Source organism: Acetobacter orientalis (assembly GCF_000963965.1).
GTDB classification, from domain to species: domain Bacteria; phylum Pseudomonadota; class Alphaproteobacteria; order Acetobacterales; family Acetobacteraceae; genus Acetobacter; species Acetobacter orientalis.
Map to the genome: position 1 here is coordinate 1 of NZ_BAMX01000005.1, position 11,650 is coordinate 11,650.

Below are 11,650 nucleotides of genomic sequence, written 5' to 3' on the forward strand. Positions count from 1 at the left end.
TGGCACTGGCACTGGCACTGGCACTGGCACTGGCACTGGCACTGCGGCACCCCTTAAAATAGCCCCAACACCAAGCCTTTTTTTAGCAACGGCTGAACCACCACCCCAGCCGGTGGCCACGCCAGCCCCTGCCGTGGCAGCAACCGCACCTGCGCCCTTTACCCCGGCAGAAGCTGCGGGCACAGATGCCAGCGTAAAAGCGCCGCCAGTTAAACCAGAGCCAACCAGCCCCCCAACAGCAGAAGCGGCACTAAACCTGCCGTTGGTTAAATCTGTCATTTACACAGCGCTGGAATTTTTAGGGCCACGCACGCTTGAATACCATTCAAGCCGCGAGTTTACGCTGTGGGGGCTTGGCGCTTTAACGGCACTAGACCCGGCTTTATCACTCGATGCACGCGGGGCTGATATACGGCTGCTTTCTGGGCAGACAACGCTGCTTTCACGCCCCGCCCCCGTTGCAACCAACGATGAAGACTGGGCGCAGCTTGCCATTGCCTTTATTGCCGCAGCACACGACCATTCAGACGCCGTGCGCCAAACCAGCCGGGAAGAACTGGTGCAGGCATTTTTTGATGAACTGTTTAACCACCTAGACCCTTATTCGCGCTATATTGGCCCCACTTCCGCCAGTACAGACCGGCACGCCCGTGTAGGGGGCGAGGCAGACGCAGGCATAAGCCTAACCCGTAAAGGGCGCGACATTGTAGTCTCTGCCGTTAATGCCAACGGCCCGGCATGGACGGCAGAAATTGATGTGGGAGACCGCCTGCTTGCGGTCAACACCAAGCTAACCTCTGGCCAAACGGTTGAAGCCGTAACCCATTGGCTACAAGGCGATGAAGACTCGCCGGTTAGCCTACGCCTGCTCTCTCCGGGGCGGCGCAAGGGGCATACAGTTGTGCTACGGCGGGCAAAAGTGCCGCCAGAAACAGTGTTTGCTTTTGCCAGCGGGTCTTTGGTGGTGTTGCGCGTTACAGCTTTTTCTTCTGACACAGCAGAAGAAATGAGCCAGTACCTAGACCAAGCCACCCAAGAGGGCGGCTTGAAAGGCCTTATTATAGACCTGCGCGGTAACCGTGGTGGCGTGCTACAGCAGGCCGTTACCGCTGCCGCCTTGCTGCTAGACAGAGGCGTTGCCGCCGTAACCGATGGGCGCGATGCACAAGCCAACCATATTTGGGCCGTGCAGGGCGGCGACATGACCAACGCCCTACCCATTGCCATTTTAGTAGATGGCCGCACCGCCAGCGCAGCCGAAATACTGGCAGCAGCCTTAGCAGACCACCGCCGAGCGGTTGTTATTGGCAGCTCAACTCTGGGCAAAGGGCTGGTGCAAACCGTGGCCCAACTACCAGACGAAGGCGAACTGTTTGTCACCTGGAGCCGCGTTATTGCCCCGCTGCACTGGCCCCTACAGGGCTTGGGCGTTATGCCGCAAATTTGCACCAGCGTGGGCGATACAGAAACCACACACCAACTCCACACACTTGCGCATGGCCAGCTTGAAAACCAGCCAGCGGTGCTCGCTGCACGTGCTGCGCGTTTTCCGCTGCCTGTTTCGCGTATTCTTGCCATTCGCAAAGCGTGCCCGGCAGCTTTGGGCACAGACCGTGATATTGAAACCGCCCGCAGCGTGCTTGAAAACAAGGCGTGGTACAAAACTGCCATAAACGCCATGCCAGAAGACCCCGCAGCCCTGCCCAGCGCGATAAAAGAATGACCACCACACCCCGCCTACGCACCCACCTGCATGCCAGCGCCATTTTACGACAAGCCGGGCAGGATGGCCGCTCGGCCATGCTCCTGCGCAAAGGCGACCCCGATGCAGGCAGTATTTTAGTGATTCTTGTGGAACGAAACGGTAGCGCCGTTGTTCTGAGCCAGACAAGAACACCAGAAGGTGAAGCGGCTTGGTTACGTGCTTCTGGGGCTACCCCGCTGGAGCCGCCAGAACTCAGTGCCTATATTGAACGCCAAACCCGTTTTGACCCAGACCTATGGGTGCTCGAGCTCGACGCACCCGACTTTAGACCTCCGTTTGAAGCAACTCTGCTTTGAACAAATGCAAAGATGTGTGACTTATGCCACACGCCAGCGTGCCTGATGTTGCGTAAATGAGCCTAGTTGGTGAAAACAAAGCTGCCTGCCTGTTGCACACAACGCAAGTTTACAGCAAAGAAGGCAAGCATATGTGCTTTATACGCACACCTATCGTGATGCCCGGCCACTGCGGAACCAGTGCCACAGCAGGGAGAAGAACATGAAGCTGCGCCAAGGTCTCCTCGCGCAATCACTGCTTTCTGCGCCTTTGGTCGCAGGATATCTGCTGTGTGCGGCCCCCGTTATGGCGCAGCCCGTACAGGGCCTTTATATTGCCGGTGAAGGCGGAGCGACCTTCAACCAAGACCAGCAGGTACGTGCGTCTTCCAACCTGCCCAGTGGGCGAGACAAATGGCACGCAGGTGGCATTGGGCTTGGCTCTATTGGTTATGGGCTTGGCAACGGCTTCCGTGTGGAAGTTGAAGGCGACTACCGTAGCATGGCCTACAAACGCTTTATTGCAGACAACGTAAGCGGCCGGGCCGATGGCCGCCGCCAGACTGCAGGCGTTATGGCCAACGCCTTGTTTGATATGGACGTAGGCCAACCTTGGATTTTTCCATATTTTGGCGCAGGCGTGGGCTATGGCTGGACAAAGCTTAACACCTCCTTCACTGCCCCTAATGGCCAGTTAAGCCAGCAAACACGCGGTACGTTTGGCAATTTTGCCTATCAGGGCATTTTTGGCCTGTCTTTCCCGACCCCTTGGGTGGTTGGGTTGTCTTTCACGGCTGAATACCGATTCTGGACGATGCTTGGCCCGCAGTCACACTCCACACTGGCGTATGGCACTGTAGGCGGTAACAATAACCAGCCCAAATCTGCCGGTTGGGCTTCTGGCAACCGTGATACCAAAACAGACTTCAACCACTCGCTCATGCTTGGGCTGCGGTATGAATTCAACCCGGCACCACCACCCCCGCCACCGCCGTCAGAAACACCGGCCCCTGCTCCGCAGGCCGCTCGTAGCTATCTGGTCTTTTTTGATTGGGATAAATCTGACCTGACAGATCGTGCGCGCTCCATTGTTTCTACTGCCGCACTGGCCTCTACCCATACAACGCTTACGCGCATTACCGTTTCTGGCTACACAGACAACTCATCTGCGCATCCGGGCCAAAAATCGGGTGAAGAGTACAACATGAAGCTCTCTCTCCGCCGGGCAGAAATGGTAAAAGCAGAACTGGTGCGTGATGGTGTGCCCGGCACAACCATTGATATTCATGGCTATGGTGAAACCAACCCGCTGGTAAAAACTGGCCCTAACACCAAAGAAGCCCAAAACCGCCGTGTAGAAATCATTTTCCGTTAAGCGTGCGGCTGTTGCTTTAATTTTATACCGCTCTGGCCTACGCCAGAGCGGTTTTTTATTGCCCTAGGGCCACCTTGCCCTTCCCTTTTGTTCCGGCCATTCACACACCATGACACACGCACCCAGCTTCGAAATTTTTCTTGCAACCTCTCCGGGGCTTGAGCCGGTTCTGTGCCAGAAAGTGCGGCTTAAAGGGTTTAAGCACGCAAAAGCCGTGCCCGGCGGCGTAACCATTACTGGTGGCTGGCCAGAAGTATGGCGCGCCAATTTATGGGTACGCGGCACAAGCAAGGTGCTGGCACGCCTGCTCTCCTTCCCTGTGCGCTACCTCACCCAGCTTGAAAAAAGAACCAAAGCATTTGACTGGGCCAGTGTGCTCCGCCCAGACGTAGCATTTCGGGTAGAGGCAAGCTGCTCGACCTCAAGAGTATACCACGCGGGAGCTGCGGCAGAGCGTATTGGGGCGGCTATAAGTGCTGCTCTTGGCGCACCACTGTCTAATGACGCCGCAGTAGTTATTAAAGCCCGTATTGAAAACGATATTTGCACCCTAAGCCTAGATACCTCAGGCGACCTACTGCACCGGCGTGGCTATAAAGCTGCCGTAAACCGCGCCCCCTTGCGGGAAACTCTGGCCTCTCTGTTTCTTATGCAGTGCGGGTACAAGGGTACAGAACCCGTGCTCGACCCCATGTGTGGGTCTGGCACATTTGTATTGGAAGCGGCCGAAATAGCAGCCCGCCTTAACCCCGGCAGGCTACGCCATTTTGCGTTTGAGCAGTTTGCCACGTTTGATGCCCACGCATGGCAAGCTATGCGCGCGGTAAAAAGCGAGCGCACACCCCCTTTTAAATTTTACGGTAGCGACCGCGATGCAGGCGCTATTACCATGAGCCACGCCAACGCAGAGCGTGCGGGGCTAAACGCTCTAACAACCTTTACCCAACGCCCCATAAGCGAGGCCCGCCCACCCGAAGGCTGCCCTGCAGGGCTGGTTATAAGCAACCCACCCTACGGCACACGTATTGGCGACAAGCAGGAGCTCGCGCCACTCTACCGGGCATTTGGCCAAACCATGCTGGCCCATTTTTCTGGCTGGCGGGTGGGGCTTATTACCAGCGAATCTAGCTTGGCCTATGCAACCGGCCTGCCCTTTTTGCCCAACACAGCGCCCATACCGCATGGCGGCTTAAAAGTGACCCTGTACCAGACTGGCCCGCTCCCCTAACGCACAAGGCTCTTTCTGCTACCACCTAAGGTAGCTTGGGGGCACCTGCTGGGTTAGCCAGACACCGTTATCGGCCTGCAAAAAAACAAAACCATCCTGCGCCATGCGCCCAGCCTCTACCCCTAAAGCAACAGCCTTACCATGGCGCGCCCCAACGCTTAGGGCCGTGTGCTGGTCTTTCGATAAATGCACATACTGCCTGCGCCCCGGTAGCAGCCCTTGGGCAAAAATAGCATCCAACACATCGCGGGCTGTACCATGCCACAAGAGTTCTGGCGGCTGAGCGGGGATTAACCCTAAATCTATATTTTTGAGAGAATGCCCTTGGGCCGCTCTAATGCGCTGCCCGTTGGCTGAAAGCGTAAAACGCTGCTTATCGTTTTCAGCCACAACACGCTTAAGCGTTGTTTCATCAAACAGTTTCCCAGCTTTTTTTGCTTTACGCAGGAGCACCTGCGTTTCTGCCCAGCCCTGCTTATCAAGCGGCAGATCAATTTTTTCTGGGGCATGGCGCAACACTAAACTCAAAAATTTACTGACCTCTTTATCAGTCATCATGAGAATGCAGCCCTACGCCATACCCCAAAGGGGGTTTTAAAGCCCGTTAAACAAAGAGGTAGACAGGTACCGCTCAGCAAAAGAGGGCGCTATAGCCACAATGGTTTTGCCTGCATATTCTGGCTTTTTGGCAAGCTGCAACGCAGCGTGCAGTGCCGCCCCTGAAGAAATACCAACCGGAATACCATCAAGCCGCGCACAACGGCGTGCTGCCGCAATGGCCTCACGTTCGGACACGGTTAATACCCCATTTAACGATTTGGTATGCAGGGTAGCTGGGCAAAAACCCGGGCCAATGCCTTGAATACCGTGGGGGCCGGGCTCATCACCGTTTAAAATAGCACTCTCGGCGGGTTCAACACCAAAGACCTGAATGTCCTTACGGTGCTTTTTTAAGGCTTCTGCAATACCAGTTGCGGTGCCACCAGTGCCCACACCTGCCACAACCACATCCACTTTACCTGCGGTATCAACCCAAATTTCTTGCGCGGTTGTCGCCGCGTGCACGGCAGGGTTGGCATCGTTATCGAACTGGTCGGGCATCCAGGCGTCTGGTGTTTCGTTCAAAATTTCGTTAGCGCGCGCAATGGCGCCAGCCATACCCATACGGGCGGGCGTAAGTTCAACCTGTGCATCCATCAGGCGCAGCATACGGCGGCGCTCAATAGAGGCCCCCTCTGGCATGGTAACAACCAGCCGGTAGCCCCGCGCTGCGGCAACAAACGCCAAAGAAATACCGGTATTGCCCGATGTAGGCTCAACCAGCACCGTGCGGCCCGGTGTAATACGGCCTTCTTTTTCAGCAGCCAGCACCATGGCTGTGCCAATACGGTCTTTAACCGAGCCAAGCGGGTTAAAGAACTCGAGCTTAAGCAGCACACGTGCTGTCAGTTCATCTTCTTCACTCTGGTGCGGTATGGCCACCAGCGGTGTGCCGCCCACCACATTGGTAATTGAGTCGTACACCCGGCCACGGGGTGCCGCAAAACCATATGTTTCACCTGAAAGATCAGAAGCTGTCATGAAAACGCCTTTCTCTTTGTTTGCATCTCTGTCAACATTATAATACGAACTTACAGCGTAGATAAACCGGACAACCCCTGCTATATGCAGGTCTACCCATTTCTAACGCTACATTTGCCCTTTTTTGAGGTGAAAGGAAACCGGATCATGATCCTGCGCCGCGATAGAGCCATGACGGCAGTTCTTATTATGCTTGATGTTGCATTCCATGCAGGCCGTTCCGGAACCGTAAGTGCTGCTGATATTGCCGAGCGCTCTAACCTGGCCCGCCGTGGTATAGAGCCATTGCTGCAAGCCCTTTCCCGCACGGGGCTTTTGGAAAGTATTCGTGGCCCACGCGGTGGTTACCGCCTTGGTAGACCCCGGCGCGATATTTCGTTGGTGGATATTATTAACGCGGTCACCCAAGACGACCTAGCGGGTGAAGATGGCCCCCAAGGCCCCATTTTTACCAAGGTTATTGAACCAAGCTGGAAGCAGTTTGATAAAGAACTAACCGCCCAGATGAAAAAAACCAGCCTAGATGACTTGGTGAAAAAAGCCGAAACCGCCGGTTTAAAACGCCCCTTAAGCGAGCCTATTACCTTCTCAATTTAAAATTCTCGCATAAGCCATGCAAAAACCCCGCAGCACACCGTGCCGCGGGGTTTTTTATAGTCACCTGCGCAAAAAGTACGGGGTTAGCCAGAAACTGGCTTAAAACCCCACCCTTTAAGGTTATTTTTTGCGGGTCGTTGTTGCCTTACGACGAGTCGTGGTCGTGGCTTTCTTGGTTTCTGTTGGGGCCGTCACTGCGGGCACAATTGGCTTAGGCAGAACAACACCAGTTGCATCAACCTGTGCGGTCACGGTCAGGCGCTTACGGGCAGAGCCATCACCCGGTATCAGGGTAACGCTAAAGCTGTCGTTACCCGTATACCCCATGGTTGGGGTGTAGGTCAGGTGGGTGTCATTATCCAGGTTGTACAGGAAAGCCTTGCCGTGCTCCGGTGCAGGAGACACCCCAAAAGACGCATAAGCCTTACCAGAACCCTGAGCCAGCTTTAGTTCACACAAACCATCGTCTGAACGCACGGTCATGGTTGTAGAAAGCTGCCCATCTGCACCAGTTTTAATAGGTGTGGTGGTGCAAACGGCTGATTTCTTCATATAGCCAAATGGGTTAGGTGTACCCGTCTGTACTGGGCCTTTTGTGGTCGCACAGCCGGCAAGCATACCACCTGTTAACGCCAGAACGGCAATTCCTCGCAAGCGCACTGTCAGCTCCACTCATTCATCTCAATGATTACAAAGACTGAACCCTGTGCACCCTAAAGCAAACAGGCAGAAAGAAACCCTCTGCCACGCAAGCGCCTTGCGCACCATGATTCGTCTTTGCGTTTAGAACATACTCAGCAAGGAAGAAAGAGGCTAAACAAACAGGCCTGCTCAAACACTTGCCCCCAAGCAGGTTACCATTATTTTGCCCTAAATCCCGTGTTTTAAACCTACTTTGCCTTCCAATACCGTGCGCTAAGCGGCAGGCAGCTAAAAACTGCCCATAAAGTTGAGACGCGGTATGAAAAAATACCTGTATCTTTCTTTCCTGAATACGCTATTTCGTGTCGTCAAACTCATAGAAGCCCGTTTCGTATGCTGGATCGGCCGGACACACTTTAACGTGATGAACAACGCCCGCTGCAGCATGTACCGGAGGAACCGCATGTCTTGTTTTTCTCGTTTTCTGGCCGCCACTGTGTTTGCTGCCGGAGTGCTGCAAAGCTCTTACAGCCTTGCCGCCACACCGTGTGGCCACTCCCCCGCGCATGAAGCCTTTAATGTACAGGCCCTGAAAAGCGAGCTGATGGTTACCGCTCTGTCTTGCAATGCGCAGGACCGCTACAACGCCTTTGTTGCCAAATTTCGCAGCAACCTGCTGAACGAAGAGCAAAAGCTCAACACCTATTTCCGTACCACGTATGGCCGCAGCGCCCAGCGCGAGCACGATGACTACATTACCCAGCTTGCCAACGTGCAGTCTGAAAAAGGGCTTTCTGCCGGCACCATCTTCTGCCAGCAGCGCCTTGCCATGTTTGACGAGGTAAACGCGCTAGACAGCACAGAAGACCTTGCCAACTACACAGATGCAAAAGACGTCACTCAGCCTGCCTCTTTTGAGACATGCGCAGCCCCTGAAACAGCTAAACGCACAACCCGCCCAACACGGCGTGCCCGCGCAGCAGCACACAAGGCTTAAATTTTACAGCCCTGTCTTTTTAAAAAGAGCCGCCTTCTTGTGCGGCTCTTTTTTTTGCGCAAATAGCCAAGCACTGCTGCGGCTTGGGCCTTTTAAAGCCATGTGAAACGTTCTCTTTTTGTGCGCTTTATGCACCGCACCGCTTACGAGTGCTTGACGAATCATCAACAACGCGGGACAGACCTTAGTTATGAGCGATCTGTTTTCCGAGCCCCCTCCGTCCTCCCGTCGGCCTGCCGGAAAGGCAGCCAAACCTGCCGCACAGCCAGATACCGGGGCCACCCCCGCCTATGACGCCAGCGCCATTGAGGTGCTTGAAGGCCTAGAGCCCGTGCGCCGCCGCCCCGGCATGTATATTGGTGGCACAGACGAGACCGCCCTGCACCACTTAGCAGCAGAAGTGCTCGACAACGCCATGGACGAAGCCGTGGCCGGTCATGCCTCTACAATTGACGTGACGTTATCTGTGGGAAACAGGCTGACCATACGCGACAACGGGCGTGGCATTCCCGTTGACCCGCACCCGCGTTTTCCAGACCGCTCAGCACTTGAGGTTATTTTAACCACCTTGCATGCCGGGGGTAAGTTCTCTGGCAAAGCCTACGCCACCTCTGGCGGGTTGCACGGGGTTGGTTCTTCGGTGGTCAATGCGCTTTCATCGCGCATGGAAGTAGAAATTGCCCGTGACCGCGCCATTTGGCAGCAGGCTTATGAGCGTGGCCTTCCTGTTACCCCGCTCGAAAAAACCGGCGCCACCCAAAACCGGCGCGGCACGCAAATTGCGTTTGTGCCAGACACCCAAATTTTTGGCACCCACCAGTTTGTGCCAGCCCGGCTCTACAAACTTTGCCGCTCTAAGGCGTTTCTGTTCCGTGGTGTGACCATTCGCTGGGCGTGCGACCCCGCACTGATCAAAAGCGGTGATGACACCCCAACCGAGGCCGTTTTGCACTTTCCCGGTGGGTTGGCAGACAGCCTGACCGATGAGCTTGGCCCCAACGCCCCCCTGCTTACCCCCCTCTGGGCGGGTGATGCCGCACTGCCCCCCGCAGCCGATGGCACAGATAATGGCCGGGTTGAATGGGCTGTCGCGTTTTTAGAGAGCAGCTCTGCTGCCCTCGCATCGTACTGCAACACCATTCCGACCCCGCAAGGCGGTACGCACGAGACGGGCTTTCGTAACGCTCTGGTCAAGGGCTTACGCACATGGGGCGACCAGCGCTCTAACAAAAAAGCAGCCGCCATTACGGCAGAAGACGTGCTGGGCAGCATAGCCGCCAAGCTGTCTGTGTTTATTCGTGACCCGCAGTTTCAGGGCCAAACCAAAGAAAAGCTGACCTCTTCTGAAGCCAGCAAATTGGTTGAAACCGCCCTGCGTGACCGTTTTGACCACTGGCTGGCGCAAAACCCACCACAAGCTGATAGCCTGCTGGCATTTGTCATCGAGCGCGCTGAAGAACGCCTGCGCCGCCGCGAGCAAAAAGAAACACCGCGCAAAAGTGCAACCCGCCGCCTGCGCCTACCCGGTAAATTGACCGACTGCACCCGAGAACGCGCTGAAGAAACCGAAATTTTTCTGGTTGAGGGCGACTCGGCTGGTGGATCTGCCAAGCAAGCCCGCAACCGCGAAACACAGGCCGTGCTCCCCCTACGCGGTAAAATTCTGAACGTGGCCAGCGCCACCACAGAAAAGCTCCGTGCCAACCAAGAGCTACGAGACCTGATAGAAGCCTTAGGCTGTGGCTCGGGCGACAAATTTGACCTGACCAAACTCCGTTATGGTCGCGTTATTATTATGACCGATGCAGACGTAGATGGCGCGCATATTGCCTCTCTCCTCATGACATTTTTCTACCGTGAACTGCCCGAACTTATTCGCGCAGGGCGGTTGTATTTGGCCCAGCCCCCCCTTTACCGGCTAACACAAGGGGCACGCTCGGTTTACGCCATGGATGACGCAGACCGCGAGCGTAAGCTAAAAACCGAGTTCAAAAACCGTGGTAAAATTGATGTCTCACGCTTTAAAGGTCTGGGCGAAATGCCCCCCGCAGACCTTAAAGAAACAACCATGGACCCCAAGCGCAGAACATTGCTGCGCGTTATTACCCCACCAGAAGACCGGCTTAACACGCGCGAGCGGGTAGAAAGCCTGATGGGCCGTAAACCAGAGCTCCGCTTTGCCTTTATTCAAGAGCATGCCCAGTCCGTTGGTGAACTGCTAGACGTGTGAGCATAAGCGCCAATACCCAGACCGCCAGCTTACAGGTTCGCATTGCTGCGTTAGCCCAGTTAATTGGCGGTATGGTTTTCCTGCAATTTGGGTCTTCTACGGCCAAAGCCCTGTTCCCTATTTTTGGGGCAGCAGGCATGGTTGCTTTGCGCTGCGGGTTTGCGGCCCTCATTTTAATGAGCGTTTTTAAAACCTGGCATGTGCTGTCTTGGCGCTTGTTACGCTTGGCTTTTCCATACGGCATGGCCATTGCCACCATGAACCTGTGCTTTTACTTGGCACTAGAGCGCATACCCCTTGGCATAACCGTAACGCTCGAATTTACCGGCCCGCTGTTTCTAGCCTTTTTAGGCTCACGCCGCTTAAGCGATATTGCTTGGCTGGCCGTAACAGTTTTGGGGCTGTTTTTGCTGCTTAACCCCACCGGGGCCAATGCCCCCAACTTGCTTGGCCTTATGTTTGCTTTAGGGGCTGCCTTTTCTTGGGCGTTGTACCTTATTTTTGGTAAGCGCCTTATTGGCAAAATAGCACCCGGTCATGCCTGCGCTCTTGGGCAGCTGTGTGGCGGGTTGGTATTGTTTATACCCTGCTTTTTACCAGCGCTTATTGCGGGCGCAGGCCACCCTTCGTCACTTTTTTGGGCGGTTGTGGTTGCTGTGTGCTCATCTGCATTGCCTTACGCCCTTGAAATGCGCGCCATGCAGCACTTAAGTGCCCGCGACCTTGGCCTGCTATGCAGCCTTGAACCTGTATGCGCCACCTTGGCAGGCGTACTCATTTTGCACGAAACCCTGCCGCTGTTACGGCTGTGCGGTATTGTGCTTATTGCCGGTGCGTCTATCGGCACCGTGCTAACTCCCGGCAAAAAAGCCCCCTTGGCTGAGGTGCCAGAAGCCCCCCAATAAAAAAACGGGCCCTCTGGCTCTGGCTCTGGCTCTGGCTCTGGCTCTGGCTCTGGCT

The 11,650-nt window shown here is 55.3% G+C and carries 11 protein-coding genes; 8 read left to right on the forward strand and 3 right to left on the reverse strand.

What is annotated here, in order from left to right; all coding sequences use genetic code 11:
- The first annotated feature begins 58 nt into the window (after window positions 1-58).
- From Abor_RS01645 to Abor_RS01660, 4 genes are all read left to right on the forward strand, one after another.
- Entirely contained in the window at window positions 59-1,723 is a 1,665-nt protein-coding gene (locus tag Abor_RS01645; RefSeq protein WP_373319049.1) for a S41 family peptidase, read from the forward strand.
- Complete coding sequence (locus tag Abor_RS01650) at window positions 1,720-2,061, forward strand: DUF1491 family protein (protein ID WP_048840101.1); 342 nt, start codon at window positions 1,720-1,722, stop codon at window positions 2,059-2,061. The genes Abor_RS01645 and Abor_RS01650 overlap by 4 nt, the downstream gene beginning before the upstream one ends.
- A 202-nt stretch (window positions 2,062-2,263) precedes the next feature.
- On the forward strand, window positions 2,264-3,415 hold the full coding sequence (locus Abor_RS01655; RefSeq protein WP_048840102.1) for an OmpA family protein: 1,152 nt from the start codon (window positions 2,264-2,266) through the stop codon (window positions 3,413-3,415).
- 109 nt (window positions 3,416-3,524) lie between these two features.
- Window positions 3,525-4,643, forward strand: a complete 1,119-nt coding sequence (locus tag Abor_RS01660) for a THUMP domain-containing class I SAM-dependent RNA methyltransferase (RefSeq protein ID WP_048840103.1) — start codon at window positions 3,525-3,527, stop codon at window positions 4,641-4,643.
- 18 nt (window positions 4,644-4,661) lie between these two features.
- On the opposite strand, the gene Abor_RS01665 is transcribed toward Abor_RS01660, so the two are convergent.
- Window positions 4,662-5,201: an RNA 2'-phosphotransferase gene (locus Abor_RS01665; RefSeq protein WP_197719561.1), complete on the reverse strand. Its 540-nt coding sequence runs from the start codon at window positions 5,199-5,201 to the stop codon at window positions 4,662-4,664.
- A gap of 36 nt (window positions 5,202-5,237) precedes the next feature.
- A complete protein-coding gene (gene cysK, locus Abor_RS01670) occupies window positions 5,238-6,224 on the reverse strand; it encodes a cysteine synthase A (protein WP_048840104.1) in 987 nt (328 codons plus the stop codon).
- A gap of 147 nt (window positions 6,225-6,371) precedes the next feature.
- On the opposite strand from cysK, the gene Abor_RS01675 reads away from it, so the two are divergent.
- Window positions 6,372-6,821, forward strand: a complete 450-nt coding sequence (locus Abor_RS01675; RefSeq protein ID WP_048840105.1) for an RrF2 family transcriptional regulator — start codon at window positions 6,372-6,374, stop codon at window positions 6,819-6,821.
- Window positions 6,822-6,941: 120 nt separating this feature from the next.
- Here the strand turns inward: Abor_RS01675 and Abor_RS01680 are convergent, their stop codons facing one another.
- Window positions 6,942-7,481 carry an Ig-like domain-containing protein gene (locus Abor_RS01680; RefSeq protein WP_048840111.1) on the reverse strand — a complete coding sequence of 180 codons (540 nt, stop codon included), beginning with the start codon at window positions 7,479-7,481 and terminating at the stop codon, window positions 6,942-6,944.
- Between the two features lie 445 nt (window positions 7,482-7,926).
- On the opposite strand from Abor_RS01680, the gene Abor_RS01685 reads away from it, so the two are divergent.
- The 3 genes from Abor_RS01685 to Abor_RS01695 all read left to right on the forward strand — a co-directional run bounded on the left by Abor_RS01685 (window position 7,927) and on the right by Abor_RS01695 (window position 11,595).
- Window positions 7,927-8,460: a hypothetical protein gene (locus Abor_RS01685; RefSeq protein ID WP_048840106.1), complete on the forward strand. Its 534-nt coding sequence runs from the start codon at window positions 7,927-7,929 to the stop codon at window positions 8,458-8,460.
- 190 nt (window positions 8,461-8,650) lie between these two features.
- Window positions 8,651-10,690, forward strand: coding sequence for a DNA topoisomerase IV subunit B (gene parE / locus Abor_RS01690; protein ID WP_048840107.1), 2,040 nt, complete (start codon window positions 8,651-8,653; stop codon window positions 10,688-10,690).
- Window positions 10,687-11,595 (forward strand): EamA family transporter, encoded by a 909-nt coding sequence (locus Abor_RS01695; RefSeq protein ID WP_048840108.1) that lies wholly within the window; start codon window positions 10,687-10,689, stop codon window positions 11,593-11,595. Before parE ends, Abor_RS01695 begins: the two co-directional genes overlap by 4 nt.
- Window positions 11,596-11,650: the final 55 nt, after the last annotated feature.

Coding starts and splice junctions, on each gene's coding strand:
- Abor_RS01650 (WP_048840101.1), top strand. CDS start 1,720: ATGACCACCACACCCCGCCTACGCACCCACCTGCATGCCAGCGCCATT.
- Abor_RS01655 (WP_048840102.1), top strand. CDS start 2,264: ATGAAGCTGCGCCAAGGTCTCCTCGCGCAATCACTGCTTTCTGCGCCT.
- Abor_RS01660 (WP_048840103.1), top strand. CDS start 3,525: ATGACACACGCACCCAGCTTCGAAATTTTTCTTGCAACCTCTCCGGGG.
- Abor_RS01665 (WP_197719561.1), bottom strand. CDS start 5,201: ATGATGACTGATAAAGAGGTCAGTAAATTTTTGAGTTTAGTGTTGCGC.
- cysK (WP_048840104.1), bottom strand. CDS start 6,224: ATGACAGCTTCTGATCTTTCAGGTGAAACATATGGTTTTGCGGCACCC.
- Abor_RS01675 (WP_048840105.1), top strand. CDS start 6,372: ATGATCCTGCGCCGCGATAGAGCCATGACGGCAGTTCTTATTATGCTT.
- Abor_RS01685 (WP_048840106.1), top strand. CDS start 7,927: ATGTCTTGTTTTTCTCGTTTTCTGGCCGCCACTGTGTTTGCTGCCGGA.
- parE (WP_048840107.1), top strand. CDS start 8,651: ATGAGCGATCTGTTTTCCGAGCCCCCTCCGTCCTCCCGTCGGCCTGCC.